Raw genomic sequence first — 16,739 nt, 5'->3', positions numbered from 1 at the left:
TTCATGAAGGTGCAATGACTGTTTCATCACCCTCTCAGGATCGGCCCGTTCAGGGCGTGTTGTGGATGCTCGCCACTGGCTTTTGCTTTGTCGTGGTGAACGTGATCGTGCGCTATCTGGGCGAGGACCTCCCCGCCGCACAAAGCGCATTCATCCGTTTCGCGTGGAGTTTTGTGTTCCTCGTTCCAACGCTCGGACCTTACCTTCGGGGCGGGATTGGTGCGCGGGCTTGGCAGCTCTTTGGTCTGCGCGGGGCGCTCCATACGGTCGCGATTATCCTTTGGTTCTTTGCGATGGCCCGCATCCCGATGGCCGAGGTTACGGCGATTGGTTACCTCAACCCGATTGTAGTGACGGTTGGTGCGGCGCTCCTCTTGGGCGAGGGGTTTGCGCGGCGTCGGATGTTGGCGATTGGCGTGGCGCTGATCGGCGCGTTGATCGTAATCCGCCCTGGTATGCGTGAAATCCAAATCGGCCACCTGTCCCAGTTGGGCGCGGCGCTGTCATTTGGCCTGTCTTACCTCGTGGCCAAACAGCTTAGCGGGATCGCTCCTGCAGGTGTCGTTGTGGCGATGCTGTCGGGCGTGGTGACGATTTGTCTGGCTCCGATTGCGTTTGTAGTCTGGGAACCCGTAGAGCTGCATCAGGTCATGTGGCTGGGCGGCGTGGCGGTATTTGCCTCTGCTGCGCATTATTGCATGACCAAGGCGTTCGCCTCTGCGCCCATGACGGTCACGCAACCTGTGACCTTCCTCCAGCTTGTCTGGGCAAGCATCTTTGGCGCGGTTCTCTTTGGTGAGGCGGTTGATCCCTTTGTTCTGGCGGGTGGGGCGCTCATCATCGGGGCGATCAGCTATATGACATGGCGGGAGGCGCAGTTGCGTCGCAAGGTGACACCGGTTGTGAACCAAACCAAAGTCTAAACGAAAAACGCCGGCCCAAGGGACCGGCGTTTTGCTGTTTTGCAGAGTCTCTTAGCGGCTGAGGCGCGTCAGAACCGAGGCTTCGGTCACTTGCCCGATGGGGGTGCCACTCTCAACGACCGTCAGCACCTTGTCTGTCTGTAGCTGTGCGATGATCTGACGGATTGGCAGTTCCGCGTCGATCTTAACGCCATCGCCCGACCCAGTGGTCATCACATCACGCGCGGTCAGAACGCCGAGCGGGTTCATATGCGCGACAAAGTCCTGAACGTAGTCGTCGACAGGGTTCGCGATGATCTCGCGTGCGGTGCCGATCTGAACGATGCGGCCGCCTTCCATCAGGGCTATGCGGTTGCCGATTTTGAACGCTTCATCAAGGTCGTGCGACACAAAGATGATCGTCCGTTTCAGCTTGGCCTGCAGGTCGAGGAGTTCGTCCTGCAACTTCGCACGGATCAGCGGATCGAGTGCCGAGAAGGGTTCGTCCATCAACAGGATCGGCGCTTCGGTCGCAAAGGCACGGGCGAGGCCGACGCGCTGCTGCATACCGCCCGATAATTCACCCACCTTGCGTTCGGCCCAGTCTGCCAGACCGACAAGCTCTAGCTGAGCATCGACAGCAGCCTTACGCTGTGCAGGGGTTTGCCCCGCGAGCTCTAGCCCGAGGCCGACGTTTTCACGAACGGTCCGCCACGGCAGAAGGCCGAATTGCTGGAACACCATCGCAACGCGGGTCTGGCGGATATGGCGCAGGTCTGCGGGTTTGGCGTGGGTCACATCAACGAGGCCATTGCCGTCCGACACCCGAACGCAGCCACGCACCACGGGGTTCAACCCGTTCACAGCGCGCAAAAGCGTGGACTTACCTGAGCCAGAGAGGCCCATCAGAACGAGGATTTCCCCCTCAGCCACCGTGAGCGAGCAGTTATGCACGCCGAGGACCTGACCTGTGCTCGCTTGAATGTCACCACGGGTCTGACCTTCGTCCATGAGGGGCAGGGCGCGGTCGGGTTGATCCCCGAAAACGATGGATACGTTGTCGAATTCTACTGCGGTTTTAGCCATTATTTACGCTCCATCCGCAGCATGCGGTCTAGGATGATGGCCACGACCACGATCACGAACCCAGATTCAAAGCCGAGGTCGGTGCGCACCTGACCCAGCGCGCGCAGCACTGGAACGCCCAGACCATTTGCGCCCACGAGCGCGGCAACAACAACCATCGACAGCGACAGCATGATGGTTTGGTTCAGACCTGCCATAATCTGCGGCAGGGCAGAGGGGAGTTCGACCTTCCACAGAACTTGACGGTTGGTCGCGCCAAAGGCACGCGCCGCTTCGAGGAGCGCTTGCGGCGTCGACGAAATACCAAGGTGGGTCAGACGGATCGGGGCAGGCAGAACAAAGATCACGGTCGCCAAGAGGCCCGGAACGGTGCCGATGCCAAAGAACACGATCGCGGGGATCAGATAGACGAACGCAGGAAGTGTCTGCATCAGGTCGAGCACTGGCGTCATGAACCGGTAGGCTTTGGGGTTGTGAGCGGCAAAAATACCGAGCGGCACACCAATCGCCATGCAGACGAGGCAAGACGACAAGACCAGTGTGAGGCTCTCAAGGGTTTCGTCCCAATATTCTTGGTTCAGAATAAAGAGGAACCCGACAGCGATCAGCACGCAGGTTTTCCAGTTACGTTGAAGCACCCATGTCAGCGCCATAAAGGCCCCGATGATCACGATGGGGTGCGGGTATTCCAGAACGGCAAGGATAGCGTCGATCAGCCATTCCATCACCGCAGAAATCCAATCAAATACGAATTCGAAATTGTCTTGCATCCAATCGAAAACGGTCTTTGCAGCTTTCCCCACAGGGATTTTGCTGCCCAGCTCTCCGTCCGCCATCGATTGCCAAAACTCACCTAAACTAATCACCCAAACCTCCTTTAAAATGCAGCGACAGGTCTGTGCCTGTTTGAGGGAAACAGAAAGGCCCCGATCAACGGGGCCTTTCGTTTGGTCGGGATTAGTAGCCGAATGCAGCCGATACAGCCGCAGCAGCGTCGCCGCCGTCAGCGGTGGTCACACCGTCAACCCATGCCATTACGGCATCTTTGTTTGCCTGCAGCCAAGCCATGGTTGCTTCATCAGGATCAGCGCCTTCGTCAAGGATCTGGCCCATGATGCCGTTTTCCATGTCGAGGGTGAACGAGATTTGGCTGAAGAGCTTGCCAGTGTTCGGGCATTCTTCGGCGTAGCCAGCGCGTGCGAGAGTCTGAACGGTGCCGATACCGCCAAAGAACTCTTCACCACCCGGCAGGTAGGACAGTTCAAAGTTTGCGTTCATCGGGTGCGGTGCCCAGCCGAGGAAGACAACGTCTTCTTGCTTGTCATAAGCGCGAGCAACCTGAGCCAGCATGCCCTGTTCGGAGGATTCGACGACTTCCATGCCTTCGAGGCCAGAACCAGCTTTTTCGGTCAGCGAGACGAGGTAGGTGTTACCTTCGTTGCCCGGCTCGATGCCGTAGATTTTGCCGTCGAGCGACTCAGCGAATTTGTTGATGTCGGCGAACGACTGCAGACCTTTTTCGAAGGTGTAGGTCGGAACTGCCAATGTGTAGACGGTGCCTTCGAGGTTCGTTGCGAGAACGTCGATGGTTTTGTCAGCCAGATATGGGTCCAGAACGCCCGACTGAGCAGGGATCCAAGCGCCGAGGAAGATGTCCAGATCACCCGACGACAGCGACGCGTAGGTCACTGGAACCGAGAGAATTTTTACGTCTACGTCATAGCCCAGTGCTTCGAGAACGTGCTTGGACGCAGAAGTGGTGGTGGTGATGTCGGTCCAGCCCACATCGGACATGTTTACGGTGCCGCAATCAGCAAGCACAGGTGCAGCTGCACAAATGGCAAGCACGGACATAGCAGATTTGAGTTTCATGTATGGTCTCCCGTTGGTGATGGTTTTTTGTTGATTGACGAGTCAATAAACAACCACCTAGTTTCACTTGGCAAGCTATTTTGGATGAAAAGATGCCCAAGCTCGGGATGGAACCTATACGCCGCGCCGCTTTGGTTAAAGCCACGATTGATGAAATCGGGGCAAACGGGTCGTTGGATGTAACAGTTAGCCAGATCGCGAAACGTGCGGGTATGTCATCTGCACTTGCACACCACTACTTCGGTGGAAAAGAACAGATATTTCTGGCTGCAATGCGACACACTTTATCCGTTTACGCCGCGGAAGTTCGCGGTGCGCTGATTATGGCTGACACGCCGCGCGAACGGTTGGAGGCGATCATTCGGGCTGGATTCGGAACGTCAAACTTTCGCCGCGAGGTGATTGCGGCTTGGCTTAATTTTTACGTTCTTGCCCAAACTTCGAGCGAAGCGAAAAGGCTGCTGACGATCTATCAGCGCCGTTTGCACGCGAATCTCATGTTTAACCTGCGTCCGCTTTTGGGTGATGACGCGCAGGACGCAGCCTATCGGATCGGCGGATTGATCGACGGTATCTATCTGCGCGAAGCCCTCACCATAACGAAAACCAGCAGCAAAGCCGCGACCAAACATGTGCTTGCTGCACTTGATCTCGAACTAGGGAAAACGAAATGACCAAGCCGAATATTTTGATCATCATGGTCGACCAGTTAAACGGTACCTTGTTCCCTGACGGCCCCGCAGAGTGGCTCCATGCGCCGAACCTCAAGGCGCTCGCTGCACGGTCCACGCGTTTCAAAAACACTTACACAGGTTCTCCGCTCTGCGCACCTGCGCGGGCATCATTCATGGCAGGCCAATTGCCGAGCCGCACCCGTGTTTATGACAACGCTGCCGAATATGCGTCGGACATCCCGACCTATGCGCACCACCTACGTCGCGCGGGCTATCAAACGACCCTCTCGGGGAAGATGCACTTTGTCGGTCCCGACCAGATGCACGGGTTCGAGGAACGCCTAACCACCGACATCTATCCCGCCGACTTTGGCTGGACCCCTGACTACCGCAAACCGGGTGAGCGGATTGACTGGTGGTATCACAACATGGGCTCCGTCACGGGCGCGGGCGTTGCCGAGATTTCCAATCAGATGGAATATGACGACGAGGTTGCCTTTAACGCGACCAAGAAACTCTATGACCTGTCGCGGGGACTCGATGATCGTCCGTGGATGATGACCGTGTCGTTCACACACCCGCACGACCCTTATGTAGCGCGCAAGAAATACTGGGACCTTTACGAGGATTGCGAGCATTTGGAACCGACGGTTCCGACGATCCCCTACGAGGACCTCGACCCGCACAACAAACGCCTGATGGACGCGAACGATTGGCGCAACTTTGATATCACCGACGACAATATCCGTCGGTCGCGCCGCGCCTATTTCGCGAACATCTCGTATCTCGACGATAAGATCGGTGAAATCCTCGACGTGCTCAAACGCACCCGCATGGATGACAACACCATCGTGTTCTTTGTCTCGGATCACGGCGATATGCTGGGTGAACGCGGTATGTGGTTCAAAATGTCCTTCTTCGAAGGCTCCGCGCGCGTGCCACTGATGATCGCCGCCCCGCAGATGGAGCCGGGTCTCGTTGAAACGCCTGTTTCCACCATCGACGTATGCCCGACGATGTGTGACCTCGCAGGCGTCAGCATGGACGAGGTGATGCCGTGGACCGACGGGCAGAGCCTTGTGTCCTTGGGGCAGGGTGGTCAGCGCACTGAGCCTGTCCTGATGGAATATGCCGCCGAAGGATCTTATGCGCCCCTCGTGTCCATCCGAGAAGGCGACTACAAATACACCCGATGTGCGCTGGACCCCGATCAGCTGTTCAACCTCGCGACCGATCCGAACGAGCTGACCAACCTCGCCGATGATCCGGCCCATGCGGATGCCCTTGCGGACCTAAAGGCGAAATCGCTGGCGCGTTGGGACCTTGATCGGTTCGACGCCGCTGTGCGCGAAAGCCAAGCCCGCCGTTGGGTCGTCTATGAGGCGCTGCGCAATGGGGCCTACTTCCCGTGGGATTACCAACCGCTGCGGCTCGCGTCTGAACAATACATGCGCAACCACATGGACCTGAACGTCCTCGAAGAGAACAAGCGCTTCCCCCGTGGGGAATAACCGCTTTTTCTTTGCTACCGAAATACTCCCAACGGAGGCCAAATAATGCCCTATGATACCCAACCCACCGCAAGCCATTTCATCGATGGCCAATATGTCGAAGACACCGCAGGCGAACTGATCGAAGTCATCTATCCCGCCACCGGCAAGGTGATTGCCCGTGTTCATGCGGCGACACCTGCGATTGTCGAACGTGCGATTGCCTCGGCAAAACGGGCGCAGGCAGATTGGGCCGCAATGACAGGCACAGAACGCGGCCGCATCCTGCGTCGCGCGGCGGATATCATGCGGGATCGGAACTACGATCTGTCGGTTCTGGAAACCTATGACACGGGCAAACCCCTGTCCGAGACGACGATTGCGGACGCGACCTCTGGCGCGGATGCGTTTGAATATTTCGGTGGTCTGGCTGGGGCGCTGACGGGCGAACACATCCCGCTGGGTGGCGGTGATTTCGTCTATACCCGCCGCGAGGCTCTGGGCGTTTGTGTCGGCATCGGTGCATGGAACTATCCGACCCAGATTGCTTGCTGGAAAGGCGCACCTGCGCTGGCCTGCGGAAATACGATGGTGTTCAAACCGTCGGAAACCACACCGCTCTGCGCGCTCAAAGTTGCGGAGATTCTGCATGAGGCAGGCGCACCTGCGGGCGTCTACAACGTGATCCAAGGTCTGGGTGCCGTCGGTGCGCAGCTCGTCACTGATCCGCGCGTGGCAAAAGTGTCGCTGACTGGTTCTGTGCCGACGGGGCAAAAGGTATATGCCGCCGCTGCCGCTGGCATGAAGCATGTCACCATGGAACTGGGCGGCAAATCGCCCCTGATCATCTTTGACGATGCCGATTTGGAAAGCGCGATCTCTGGCGCGATCAATGCGAACTTTTATTCGACAGGTCAGGTCTGTTCGAACGGCACCCGCGTGTTCGTTCAAAAAGGAATCAAAGAGGCGTTCTTGAAACGTCTGGCGGAACGCATGGATGACGCTGTGATCGGCGATCCACTGCAAATCGAAACCACAATTGGGCCGATGTCCAATGAACGCCAGTTGGGGATCGTTGAGGGCTATATCCAGAAAGGCATCGAAGAGGGCGCCCGTTTGGTCAAAGGCGGCAAACGCATTGGCAACGAAGGGTATTACATCGAACCCGCACTCTTTGCCGATGTGACTGACGATATGACCGTCGCCCGCGAGGAAATCTTTGGCCCTGTGCTGTCGGTCCTTGATTTCGACACCGAGGAAGAAGTCATGGCCCGTGCCAACGACACCGAATTTGGTCTGGCGGCTGGCGTCTTTACGTCTGATTTGACCCGTGCGCACCGTGTCGTCGCAGGGTTCGAGGCAGGCACCTGCTACATCAATACCTACAATCTCGCACCAGTGGAGGCTCCGTTCGGCGGTTCTAAACTGTCTGGCGTTGGGCGCGAGAACTCGAAAACGGCGATCAATCACTATTCCGAAGTGAAGACCGTCTACGTGTCCATGAACAAATGCGAGGCTCCATTCTAATGCAGGCTGATTATGTAATCGTTGGCGCGGGCAGCGCTGGCTGCGCCATGGCCTACCGTTTGGCCGAGGCAGGCAAGTCAGTCATCGTTGTGGAATTCGGCGGCACCGATGCGGGTCCGTTCATTCAGATGCCCGCGGCGCTGTCCTACCCGATGAACATGGGGCTTTATGACTGGGGCTTTCAGACAGAGCCTGAACCGCATCTGGGCGGTCGCGTCATGGCAACGCCGCGCGGTAAGGTCATTGGCGGATCGTCCTCGATCAACGGGATGATCTATGTGCGCGGCCACGCCAAAGACTACGATCACTGGGCCGAAAGCGGTGCGCATGGGTGGTCTTATGCCGATGTGCTTCCCTATTTTAAGCGGATGGAGAACTGGCATGACGGTGGTCACGGTGGTGACGCGTCATGGCGCGGGAACTCTGGCCCGCTGCATGTGACCCGTGGTCCGCGCACGAACCCACTGACCCGCGCCTTTGTCGAGGCAGGTCGTCAGGCGGGCTATCCTGTGACGGGCGATTATAACGGCGAACAACAAGAGGGCTTTGGCCCGTTCGACAGCACCATCTGGCAAGGCCGTCGTTGGTCGGCGGCGAACGCTTACCTCAAACCCGCGATGGCGACGGGACGTGTGACGGTCGTCAAAGGTCTGGCCGAAAAGGTCGTGATCGAAAACGGTCGGGCGACGGGTGTTCAGATCAACAAAGGCAACGGATCCGAAGTGATCTCTGCCACGAACGAAGTGATCATTGCGGCATCCTCGATCAACTCGCCAAAGCTGCTGATGTTGTCGGGCATCGGGCCTGCCGCGCACCTCGCCGAACATGGCATTGATGCGGTCGCGGATCGTGCGGGCGTTGGTCAAAACCTTCAGGACCACCTTGAGATGTACATTCAGGTGGCCGCGACCCAACCCGTGAGCCTCTACAAATACTGGAACCTGTTCTGGAAGGGTATCATTGGCGCACAGTGGCTGCTGACGAAAAAGGGTCTGGGCGCGTCGAACCAGTTCGAAAGCGCGGCCTTTGTGCGGTCGGCGGCTGGCGTGGATTACCCCGATATCCAATATCACTTCCTGCCCATCGCCGTGCGCTACGATGGTAAGGCCGCTGCCGAAGGGCACGGCTTCCAAGCACACGTTGGCCCCATGCGGTCGCCGTCACGCGGGTCGGTTACACTGCGGTCTGCTGATCCGAAAGATAAGCCGAAGATCCTGTTTAACTACATGTCGCACGAAAAGGATTGGGCTGACTTCCGCACCGCGATCCGCCTCACGCGCGAGATTTTCGCTCAGGATGCATTCAAACCCTACGCGGGCAAGGAAATCCAACCAGGCAAAGACTGTCAGACCGATGACGAACTGGACGGGTTCACCCGCGAACATGTTGAATCAGCCTACCATCCGTGCGGCACCTGTAAAATGGGTGACCGGAACGATCCGATGGCAGTTGTGGATCACGAATGTCGCGTGATCGGCGTCGATGGCCTGCGCGTGGCGGATAGCTCGATCTTCCCACGGATCACCAACGGCAACCTGAACTCTCCGTCGATCATGACGGGCGAAAAGGCGGCGGATCATATCCTTGGTCGGACACCGCTCCCTGCTGAGAACGTAGAGCCTTGGATCAACCCGAATTGGGAAACATCCCAGCGTTAAAAGGAAAGGGCCGCATCACGCGGCCCTTTGTCTTAGAACGTTTCGAGGTAGAGCGTCGCGTCGCAATATTCCCCGTTATAGGTGCCGACCCAAACATCGAGGTAGCCATCGCTGCCGCTGATCCGGATTTTGGGATCAGCCTGACCGTTGCTGTCGTCGTCATAATACCAATTCGCATTGGCATCGTTGACCAAAAGCATGGAATCACAATTGCTTAGAACGCTGATTTCAACATCGAAGCCGCCCATCTTATAGAGGTCGAAGCTAAAGTCTGGCGCGGTCATCACGTAGCCAGAGTTGTTCTTGAAACCGCAGGACTGCAGATTGTTGTCACCACCTGCGACGACGCTGAACTGACGCGCGGAATACAGATCCGAACCGGAATACCGATATTCGGCGCCGTATTGGTTGTAGTCAGGACATGCCGAAGCTGCAGTCGACACGGCCGTGAAAATCGCGGCTCTGATAAGCGTTCCAAGGTGTTGCACAGGTCTTCTCCGTTCGTTGGACCTTATGAGGGTCATTTCCATCCTTGGGACAACTCTACGCGAGAATTCGTTATTTTGTAGTGATTTCAGTCAAAAAGGTTGAGAAAAGTCTCAAAAAGCAGCCTGAGATTGCAAAATGCAGCGGAAAGGTAAACTCGCCCCCGTTTATTGATTTTAGTCAAAGTGATGGGGCTGCGCGGGGCCTAGGTTTAATCGAAACCTGAGGAAAGGGACCAATATGTCGAACACTCCGCACCGCCTGAACGAAGAATTTCCAGCCCAGATCGATGCGCTCCATGCGCTGAAACAGTCTGACGCGCATTTCGCGAAAACGGTTGATCGGTATGAAGAGGTGAATGACAAAATCCACCTTGCAGAAACCAACGTTGAGCCTGCCGATGATATGTTCATCATCGAGATGCGCAAAGAACGGATGAAGCTCAAGGACGAGATCGCAGCGGCGCTCAAGTCCGCAGCAACAGCCTAATTAGATGGGGCGGCGCGAGGGTGCCGCCCTTTTTATTCGACCTGATAGGGTAGAACGGCGCGGTGGTCTGGATCGACCGTCAGGCGACGTTCAAGCGGTGGAACGGACCGCTGGTGACAATCGCGACGGTCACAAATCCGGCAGGAAATCCCGATAGGCTCAAACGCGGCGGCCGTGTCGATATCCATGTGATCGGCATAGACGAGCGCACGCGCGTGTTTCACCTCGCAGCCGAGGCCGATTGCAAAGCGGCGGGTTGGCGCGTGGAACGATCCCCCAGATTTTGTTGTGTCACGGGCGAGGCAGAAATAGCGAACACCGTCGGGCGTTTCCGCCAACTGGCGCAGCCAGCGGTTCGGGTTCTCAAAGGCGCGATGCACGTTCCACAACGGGCAAGCCCCGCCATAGCGTGCGAATTGCAGCGTAGTGGCAGAGTGGCGTTTTGTGATCGTGCCTGCGGGGTCCACACGAACAAAGAAGAACGGGATGCCCTTGGCCCCTGGTCGTTGCAGGGTCGATAGACGGTGCGCCACCTGTTCCAGCGAGGCCCCAAACCAATCCGCCAACCGTTCGAGGTCGTGCCGCGTTTCTTGGGCCGCCTCAAGGAACCGTCCGTAGGGCATGAGCGCAGCGCCCGCGAAATAGTTCGCAAGGCCAACCTTGGCGATAGAGCGTGCCTCTGGCGATTGGAACCGCGCAAGGTCGAGCGTGGCCTCGATCAGTTGATCTTTGGTTAGAAGCGCGAGTTGCAAGAGCAATTGGAACGTCTGCGTGCCTTCGGCAGCGCGTCGGGACAGGGTCAGGGTGCGGGTGGCAGCATCATAGTGACGAATGACCTCGGTATCATCAAAACGCACAGTGACGCCGCGCCCATCAAGCGTTTTGATTGCAGCGTCACGCACGGGTATGTCGCCCGCGTTGAGCGCGAAGTTCTCTGCCGCGCGGTCCACGGCGTCGATGTAGTTGTCGCAGTAGTGAAAAAAGTCCCGCACTTCCTCCCACGGGGAGGGCTGCAAGCGGGCATCTTCGCGGCCCAAGGCCTCGTCCAATGAGGCAAGCCGTTCGTGGGTCTGGCGGTAGGCTGCGTGGAGGTCCAGCAGTGCCCGCGCCATTGTCGGAGCGTTGGAGGCAACCAGTCGCAGGTCAGCGACCGACGGGGCAGAACCCGTGAACACAGGGTCGGCCAAAGCCTCGCGCATGTCAGAGATCAGGCGCGCCTCATCGCCCGATTGCAGTTCGGTCACGTCAAAACCGAACTCTTGGGCCAGTGACAAAACCACTGCTGTCGACACAGGGCGGTTGTTGTTTTCCATCTGGTTCAGATAGGGCAGAGACACGCCCAGCTTTTCGGCAAAGGTCTTTTGCGTCAGCCCCAGTCGTCCGCGCAATTCACGCAGTTTCACACCAGCATAGAGTTTCTGGACAGCCATAGGGCACCTTTGCAGAATAGAGTTCTTGCAAAGTTACGTTTGCAAACTCAATCCAGCAAGTCCGAACCGATGCGGCGGTCGCGATAAATCACGAGAATGATCGACAGCAGCGAAAGCGAGGCGCTGATAAGCATGATGATCAGCAAGGGTACTTCGCGTTGTGCGGGGTCAAGGAGTGAACCCGCAAGCGCCGACAGGCCCGCGCCGCCCGCCATCATAATCGCAGCGCCAAGGCCCGAGGCCGTGCCAGCGAGGTGCGGTCGAACCGAGAGCGAACCCGACGTGGCGTTCGGCATCGTCAATCCGTTGCCGAGGCCCATAACGGTTGTAAACCCAAAGAACACGAAAGGATGTGAGGCTATTGTCGTTGTGACGATCAACGCCGCCATGAGGCCTGAAACGGTGATCGAGCAGCCAAAGAGTGCGAGCTTGTTGATCCCCAGTTTGACCGAGTAGCGACCCGACAGGAAGTTCCCAAAGAGATATCCGATCGACGGCGCACCGAGGGCGACACCTGTCATGGAGGGTGACAGTTCAAACACGGTACCCGCGACAAACGACGCCCCGCCGAGGAGCGCATAGAACGCACCTGCGCAAAACGCAGTGCAAGCGACATAGCCCCAGAACCGCACAGAGCGGAACAGTTCGGGGTAGGTTTTAATCTGGTCGCTGAACTTCATCCCTGTGCCCTTGGCGGTTTCGCCGAGGTCGAAATAGGTCAGGGTAAAGACGCCGATGCCAGCGGCCAAAAGGAAGGCAAAGGCCGATTGCCAGCCAAAGGCTTGATCCAAGACGCCACCGATCACAGGGCCGAGCATTGGCACCAACGCCATGCCCATCGTCACATAGCCGAGTTTCGATGCCGCCTGATCCGCAGGGTAAATGTCACGCACGACCGCGCGGCTGAGCGCCATGCAGGATGCGACAGAGGCTTGGAGCATACGGAAGCCCAAGAACACCCAGACGTTCGACGCGAGAATGCCGCCGAAGGTCGCGATGACGAACAGGCCGAGAGAGATGAGCAGAACAGGCCGCCGCCCGTAACGATCCGACATCGGTCCGATGATCAGCTGCAAAAGCGCCGTCATGATAAAGTAGCCTGAAACGGCGAACTGCATCACGCTGTAATCCGTGCCAAAATACACTGTCATACCGTTCAGGGATGGCAGAAAGATCGACATGGTGAGCGCGGACATGCCAGCCAATAAAACTAGCGTCAGCGTATGGGGCGGGGTGGTGCGGTCCAAAATCTTGACCGATTGATCAATGCTCATGATGGTTTGGCTACGCCCAAAACCCGCCCCTGTCTATCTGCAAAGTTGACGGATGATCTGTGCAAAAGGGACGAGCAGATCGGTTGAGTAAAGTTAGCTGATTTGCAAATGCAAAGTCTTGCTAATCCAACTATTTGCAAATTTGCCCGATTTCATTTGTCGCGCAATAATCTTTCACATACGGTCCCGCTAACGACCTGTCGGAGGGGACCCCAGATGAAAGATATCCTGCAAGAACTCGAATGCCGTCGCGAAGTTGCGCGGCTTGGTGGTGGTCAAAAGCGGATTGATGCACAACATTCTAAAGGCAAGCTAACCGCGCGCGAGCGTATCGAGTTACTGCTAGACGAAGGTAGCTTTGAAGAATTTGACATGTTCAAAGCGCACCGCTGCACCGACTTCGGTATGCAGGAACAGCAAATGCCGGGTGATGGCGTTGTCACGGGTTGGGGCACCATCAATGGCCGTATGGTCTATGTGTTCTCTCAGGACTTCACTGTATTTGGTGGTTCGCTCTCTGAAACCCACGCTGAAAAAATCTGCAAAATCATGGATATGGCGATGCAGAACGGCGCTCCTGTCATCGGTCTGAACGATTCTGGTGGTGCTCGTATCCAAGAGGGCGTTGCCTCGCTCGCGGGTTATGCGGACGTGTTCCAGCGTAACATCATGGCCTCGGGCGTTGTTCCGCAGATCTCTGTGATTATGGGGCCGTGTGCAGGTGGTGCGGTGTATTCGCCTGCGATGACCGACTTCATCTTTATGGTGCGTGACAGCTCTTACATGTTCGTAACTGGCCCTGACGTGGTTAAGACCGTAACGAACGAAGTTGTGACCGCAGAAGAGCTTGGCGGTGCATCGACTCACACCAAGAAATCGTCGGTCGCGGATGGCGCGTTTGAAAACGACGTTGAGGCACTGGCTGAAGTGCGCCGTCTGGTGGACTTCCTCCCGCTCAACAACCGCGAAAAGCCGCCCGTTCGTCCGTTCTTTGACGAAGTGGATCGTGTAGAGGAATCGCTGGACACCCTGATCCCCGATAACCCGAACACGCCTTACGACATGAAAGAGCTGATCGGCAAAATCGCGGACGAAGGCGATTTCTTTGAAATTCAGGCGGATTACGCGAAAAACATCCTGACGGGCTTTATCCGCATGGAAGGTCAGACCGTGGGCGTCGTTGCGAACCAACCGATGGTTCTGGCGGGCTGCCTCGACATTGACTCGTCCCGCAAAGCGGCGCGTTTCGTGCGCTTCTGTGATGCGTTCGAAATTCCGATCCTGACGCTGGTCGACGTTCCAGGCTTCCTGCCGGGCACCAGCCAAGAATACAACGGCGTCATCAAACACGGCGCGAAACTGCTGTTTGCATACGGCGAAGCAACCGTCCCGAAAGTGACTGTTATCACTCGTAAGGCCTACGGCGGCGCATATGACGTTATGGCGTCGAAGCACCTGCGCGGTGACTTCAACTACGCTTGGCCGACTGCAGAAATCGCGGTGATGGGGGCGAAGGGCGCGGTTGAGATCCTGTATCGCAACGAACTGGGCGATCCTGACAAAATCGCGGCACGGACCAAAGACTACGAGGACCGTTTCGCGAACCCATTCGTGGCTGCAGAAAAGGGCTTTATCGACGAGGTTATTCAGCCGCGTTCGACCCGCCGCCGCGTGACCCGCGCGTTCGCTTCGCTTCGCAATAAGAAGCTGACGAACCCGTGGAAGAAACACGACAACATTCCGCTCTGATTTTAGGGCGGAAGTAGGGGATATGGCGCAAAGCCGCTGGCATACGATCCGCAACGAAGGTGTGGTTACTCACGCCCGCCGCCTGCCCGCACATTTCGATGTATCGGCAGAGACGACGTTCCCGTTGCTGAGACGCGGCCGGCTTGCCACTCAAATCCGTCAGGATTTGTGGCGCGCGCTAAAAGGGCTTCGCGGCTTTTCCCCGGTTGTCGAGGTCCGCACACAAGAGGGAGGACTTGTTGTGCGGGCCGGAGGATCGGTGGCGGGACCGTTTCCCGCCACCACCACTCAAACGGTCATCGCTGATCTCTTGGCCGATACGACGAAAAGAGCGCGCTGGGTGGCGCGGTCGCAAATCACTCAGTCGGAGGTGTGATCCGACCATGGGAGGGAAACAGGTGATCTTTGGTGCACTCATTTTAGCAGGGAACCTCGCAGTTCCAGCGGTAGCGGAAGACTTCGCTATGCCGTCTGGCCTGTCCGTGACCCTGCATGAGGTGATTGCCGAAGAGGGCCTGACGCGGTTCCGCTTTATCGCGCCTGCGATTGCCGACCTCGATTACGCTGACGTGTCTGCTGACATTGCGACGCTCTGCGAAACGGTCGCGATTCCCTCACTCGATGGGGGTGTAGAGCAGGTTGTGATCTCGCTTTCGGCGGAAATTGTCCCGTTTGGAGAGACTGCACCCGAAATAACCCAGTTCTTTGACCCTTTCGTGATTGAAGACGGTCGCTGCATGTGGGAGCCATTCTGATGACTCCACAATATATTGCGAGGCTCGAACTCATCATGACCCGAATTGATGCAGGCCCGACACAGGGCGCAAATCTGCATAGCTCCCGATATGCTGGAAACGGCATTTCTGCTATCCTGACAGCAGGTTACCAAAAGGTAGCCCGTAACAAGTTAGGGGAAAGCCGGAACAAATACCGGACAAACCCCATAGGCAGTGTCTGGAGCATATCATGTCTCATTCCATCAAAGCGCTCTGTGCGCTTGGATTACTCGTTGTCGTCGCAGCCTGTTCTGCCCGCCAACACCCCACTGAAACCGTCTATGTTGAGCCTGCACCGCTCTCAACAGAGCCTGTTTTCACCGGCAAATACGGTAACTAATGCGCAAATGGGACAGTCCCACGGGGCTGTCCTGACCCTCGCGCCCGTCGTTGGAGGGCGCGTGTGATGCTGAAACATCGTGGTTTCCCAGGTCGTTTCCCTGGTTCTGAATTCCAATTTGTTATTCGCCGTGCAAATCCGCGTGGCGTCACCCCTCTGACCCGCCGCGAACGTTTCCGTGACCGTAAGGCCATGGATAAACGTGTGGACGAGGCGTTTATGGCTGCCCTTTGGCACCACTTTGGTGACCAACCGTTTGAGCGCGGCAATCTGGATGCTGGCCGTCTGAGCTGGCTCTTTGGCCGCGAGGTTGTTGCTGCATATCCTGAAGACTTTGATCCAGAGAGCTATGACGCCGTTCTGCGTATCGACGTCGATAAGGCGATGATCAGTTTCCCGGCGGTCTTTGACCCTGACAGCGATTTCTTTGAGTGAGGGTGCTGGGTTAGATGACACGGATCGGCACGATTTTGCCCATGAAGGCAGCGATTTGGCAGGAAACAGCCCATGCGGCTGCCCTGACAGATTTCGCCTTTGGCTCTGGCGAAACTTCGTGCCACGCTGCCTGTGTTGAGGACGTAACCAGCAGGTCGTCCAAGACAAGCAGTCAAGACTGTTACCCTTCCCCTTGTCGGTCCGGCTTTCCCCAGACCGGATCGACTTCGGGAGAGGTCCGTCTCGACCTATTTGTTACTTTGGCCGCGCCGCGAATTGCTCGTGGTCTTTTGGCGCAGAATAAAAACGAAAAGGGCAGTCACTCATGGTCAACAAAATTTGGATCGTCGCATTTGTCGCTTTCGCAGGTCTCTCGGCCTGCCTTGATACCGACCTCGAACGTGGGCTTGCCGGCGCTGCCGCTGGCGCGGTCACGGCAGATGCGCTCGGTGTCGATCCGATCATCGGCGCTACTGGCGGCGCGCTCGTTGGCGCAACGTGCGACAACTACGCAACCGTCTGCCGCTAACCCATTCTGCCCTTCGGGGCGT

The 16,739-nt window shown here is 57.2% G+C and carries 19 protein-coding genes; 12 read left to right on the top strand and 7 right to left on the bottom strand.

Annotation, left to right across the window (positions count from 1 at the left end):
* Window positions 1-14 precede the first annotated feature (14 nt).
* Window positions 15-923, top strand: a complete 909-nt coding sequence (locus QWY83_RS07410; protein WP_245918130.1) for a DMT family transporter — start codon at window positions 15-17, stop codon at window positions 921-923.
* A 51-nt stretch (window positions 924-974) separates the two neighbouring features.
* Here QWY83_RS07410 and choV read toward each other — a convergent pair whose 3' ends face one another.
* From choV to choX, 3 genes are all read right to left on the bottom strand, one after another.
* Window positions 975-1,988 (bottom strand): choline ABC transporter ATP-binding protein, encoded by a 1,014-nt coding sequence (gene choV, locus QWY83_RS07405; RefSeq protein ID WP_249945451.1) that lies wholly within the window; start codon window positions 1,986-1,988, stop codon window positions 975-977.
* Window positions 1,988-2,824, bottom strand: coding sequence for a choline ABC transporter permease subunit (choW, locus tag QWY83_RS07400; protein WP_105236322.1), 837 nt, complete (start codon window positions 2,822-2,824; stop codon window positions 1,988-1,990). The genes choV and choW overlap by 1 nt, the downstream gene beginning before the upstream one ends.
* A 121-nt stretch (window positions 2,825-2,945) precedes the next feature.
* Window positions 2,946-3,860 (bottom strand): choline ABC transporter substrate-binding protein, encoded by a 915-nt coding sequence (gene choX, locus QWY83_RS07395; protein ID WP_249945452.1) that lies wholly within the window; start codon window positions 3,858-3,860, stop codon window positions 2,946-2,948.
* A gap of 92 nt (window positions 3,861-3,952) precedes the next feature.
* Between choX and betI the strand changes: the two genes are divergently transcribed.
* From betI to betA, 4 genes are read left to right on the top strand one after another with little or no spacing between them, the layout of a single operon-like run.
* Window positions 3,953-4,534 carry a choline-binding transcriptional repressor BetI gene (gene betI / locus QWY83_RS07390; protein ID WP_156529503.1) on the top strand — a complete coding sequence of 194 codons (582 nt, stop codon included), beginning with the start codon at window positions 3,953-3,955 and terminating at the stop codon, window positions 4,532-4,534.
* Window positions 4,531-6,045: a choline-sulfatase gene (betC, locus tag QWY83_RS07385; RefSeq protein ID WP_249945453.1), complete on the top strand. Its 1,515-nt coding sequence runs from the start codon at window positions 4,531-4,533 to the stop codon at window positions 6,043-6,045. Before betI ends, betC begins: the two co-directional genes overlap by 4 nt.
* Before the next feature lie 45 nt (window positions 6,046-6,090).
* Window positions 6,091-7,551, top strand: a complete 1,461-nt coding sequence (gene betB, locus QWY83_RS07380) for a betaine-aldehyde dehydrogenase (RefSeq protein ID WP_249945454.1) — start codon at window positions 6,091-6,093, stop codon at window positions 7,549-7,551.
* Complete coding sequence (gene betA / locus QWY83_RS07375; RefSeq protein WP_249945455.1) at window positions 7,551-9,209, top strand: choline dehydrogenase; 1,659 nt, start codon at window positions 7,551-7,553, stop codon at window positions 9,207-9,209. The genes betB and betA overlap by 1 nt, the downstream gene beginning before the upstream one ends.
* 32 nt (window positions 9,210-9,241) lie before the next feature.
* Here the strand turns inward: betA and QWY83_RS07370 are convergent, their stop codons facing one another.
* Complete coding sequence (locus QWY83_RS07370; RefSeq protein WP_245918131.1) at window positions 9,242-9,652, bottom strand: hypothetical protein; 411 nt, start codon at window positions 9,650-9,652, stop codon at window positions 9,242-9,244.
* Between the two features lie 283 nt (window positions 9,653-9,935).
* On the opposite strand from QWY83_RS07370, the gene QWY83_RS07365 reads away from it, so the two are divergent.
* Window positions 9,936-10,184, top strand: coding sequence for an HP1242/YdcH family protein (locus tag QWY83_RS07365; protein WP_249945456.1), 249 nt, complete (start codon window positions 9,936-9,938; stop codon window positions 10,182-10,184).
* A 32-nt stretch (window positions 10,185-10,216) separates the two neighbouring features.
* Here the strand turns inward: QWY83_RS07365 and QWY83_RS07360 are convergent, their stop codons facing one another.
* Window positions 10,217-11,614 carry a helix-turn-helix domain-containing protein gene (locus tag QWY83_RS07360; RefSeq protein ID WP_249945457.1) on the bottom strand — a complete coding sequence of 466 codons (1,398 nt, stop codon included), beginning with the start codon at window positions 11,612-11,614 and terminating at the stop codon, window positions 10,217-10,219.
* Between the two features lie 47 nt (window positions 11,615-11,661).
* Window positions 11,662-12,888: a multidrug effflux MFS transporter gene (locus tag QWY83_RS07355; protein ID WP_249945458.1), complete on the bottom strand. Its 1,227-nt coding sequence runs from the start codon at window positions 12,886-12,888 to the stop codon at window positions 11,662-11,664.
* A gap of 216 nt (window positions 12,889-13,104) precedes the next feature.
* Here QWY83_RS07355 and QWY83_RS07350 point away from each other — a divergent pair, with 216 nt between their 5' ends.
* The 5 genes from QWY83_RS07350 to QWY83_RS07330 all read left to right on the top strand — a co-directional run bounded on the left by QWY83_RS07350 (window position 13,105) and on the right by QWY83_RS07330 (window position 16,188).
* Window positions 13,105-14,637, top strand: a complete 1,533-nt coding sequence (locus QWY83_RS07350) for an acyl-CoA carboxylase subunit beta (RefSeq protein WP_249945459.1) — start codon at window positions 13,105-13,107, stop codon at window positions 14,635-14,637.
* A gap of 22 nt (window positions 14,638-14,659) precedes the next feature.
* On the top strand, window positions 14,660-15,013 hold the full coding sequence (locus QWY83_RS07345) for a hypothetical protein (RefSeq protein ID WP_249945460.1): 354 nt from the start codon (window positions 14,660-14,662) through the stop codon (window positions 15,011-15,013).
* A gap of 7 nt (window positions 15,014-15,020) precedes the next feature.
* Entirely contained in the window at window positions 15,021-15,392 is a 372-nt protein-coding gene (locus tag QWY83_RS07340; RefSeq protein WP_249945461.1) for a DUF6497 family protein, read from the top strand.
* A 211-nt stretch (window positions 15,393-15,603) separates the two neighbouring features.
* Window positions 15,604-15,753 carry a hypothetical protein gene (locus QWY83_RS07335; RefSeq protein ID WP_167668772.1) on the top strand — a complete coding sequence of 50 codons (150 nt, stop codon included), beginning with the start codon at window positions 15,604-15,606 and terminating at the stop codon, window positions 15,751-15,753.
* A gap of 66 nt (window positions 15,754-15,819) precedes the next feature.
* The gene (locus QWY83_RS07330; protein ID WP_105234750.1) at window positions 15,820-16,188 is read left to right on the top strand and encodes a hypothetical protein; all 369 of its coding nucleotides are present in this window, start codon (window positions 15,820-15,822) and stop codon (window positions 16,186-16,188) included.
* Window positions 16,189-16,198: 10 nt separating this feature from the next.
* Here QWY83_RS07330 and QWY83_RS07325 read toward each other — a convergent pair whose 3' ends face one another.
* Complete coding sequence (locus QWY83_RS07325; protein ID WP_249945462.1) at window positions 16,199-16,351, bottom strand: hypothetical protein; 153 nt, start codon at window positions 16,349-16,351, stop codon at window positions 16,199-16,201.
* A gap of 162 nt (window positions 16,352-16,513) precedes the next feature.
* On the opposite strand from QWY83_RS07325, the gene QWY83_RS07320 reads away from it, so the two are divergent.
* Window positions 16,514-16,717 (top strand): hypothetical protein, encoded by a 204-nt coding sequence (locus tag QWY83_RS07320; protein WP_105234751.1) that lies wholly within the window; start codon window positions 16,514-16,516, stop codon window positions 16,715-16,717.
* Window positions 16,718-16,739 lie beyond the last annotated feature (22 nt).

This window comes from Marivivens donghaensis (assembly GCF_030410045.1).
In the GTDB taxonomy this organism is placed as follows: Bacteria; Pseudomonadota; Alphaproteobacteria; order Rhodobacterales; family Rhodobacteraceae; genus Marivivens; species Marivivens donghaensis.
The sequence above is the reverse complement of the archived record's forward strand: the minus strand, read 5'-3'. Positions and strand labels throughout refer to the sequence as shown.

Bases quoted from the DNA above. Each gene is read 5' to 3' on its own strand.
- QWY83_RS07340 (WP_249945461.1), top strand. From the start codon at position 15,021: ATGGGAGGGAAACAGGTGATCTTTGGTGCACTCATTTTAGCAGGGAAC.
- QWY83_RS07410 (WP_245918130.1), top strand. From the start codon at position 15: ATGACTGTTTCATCACCCTCTCAGGATCGGCCCGTTCAGGGCGTGTTG.
- betI (WP_156529503.1), top strand. From the start codon at position 3,953: ATGCCCAAGCTCGGGATGGAACCTATACGCCGCGCCGCTTTGGTTAAA.
- QWY83_RS07345 (WP_249945460.1), top strand. From the start codon at position 14,660: ATGGCGCAAAGCCGCTGGCATACGATCCGCAACGAAGGTGTGGTTACT.
- betA (WP_249945455.1), top strand. From the start codon at position 7,551: ATGCAGGCTGATTATGTAATCGTTGGCGCGGGCAGCGCTGGCTGCGCC.
- QWY83_RS07365 (WP_249945456.1), top strand. From the start codon at position 9,936: ATGTCGAACACTCCGCACCGCCTGAACGAAGAATTTCCAGCCCAGATC.
- choV (WP_249945451.1), bottom strand. From the start codon at position 1,988: ATGGCTAAAACCGCAGTAGAATTCGACAACGTATCCATCGTTTTCGGG.
- QWY83_RS07355 (WP_249945458.1), bottom strand. From the start codon at position 12,888: ATGAGCATTGATCAATCGGTCAAGATTTTGGACCGCACCACCCCGCCC.
- QWY83_RS07330 (WP_105234750.1), top strand. From the start codon at position 15,820: ATGCTGAAACATCGTGGTTTCCCAGGTCGTTTCCCTGGTTCTGAATTC.
- QWY83_RS07360 (WP_249945457.1), bottom strand. From the start codon at position 11,614: ATGGCTGTCCAGAAACTCTATGCTGGTGTGAAACTGCGTGAATTGCGC.
- choW (WP_105236322.1), bottom strand. From the start codon at position 2,824: ATGGCGGACGGAGAGCTGGGCAGCAAAATCCCTGTGGGGAAAGCTGCA.
- QWY83_RS07350 (WP_249945459.1), top strand. From the start codon at position 13,105: ATGAAAGATATCCTGCAAGAACTCGAATGCCGTCGCGAAGTTGCGCGG.
- QWY83_RS07335 (WP_167668772.1), top strand. From the start codon at position 15,604: ATGTCTCATTCCATCAAAGCGCTCTGTGCGCTTGGATTACTCGTTGTC.
- QWY83_RS07320 (WP_105234751.1), top strand. From the start codon at position 16,514: ATGGTCAACAAAATTTGGATCGTCGCATTTGTCGCTTTCGCAGGTCTC.
- betB (WP_249945454.1), top strand. From the start codon at position 6,091: ATGCCCTATGATACCCAACCCACCGCAAGCCATTTCATCGATGGCCAA.
- betC (WP_249945453.1), top strand. From the start codon at position 4,531: ATGACCAAGCCGAATATTTTGATCATCATGGTCGACCAGTTAAACGGT.
- choX (WP_249945452.1), bottom strand. From the start codon at position 3,860: ATGAAACTCAAATCTGCTATGTCCGTGCTTGCCATTTGTGCAGCTGCA.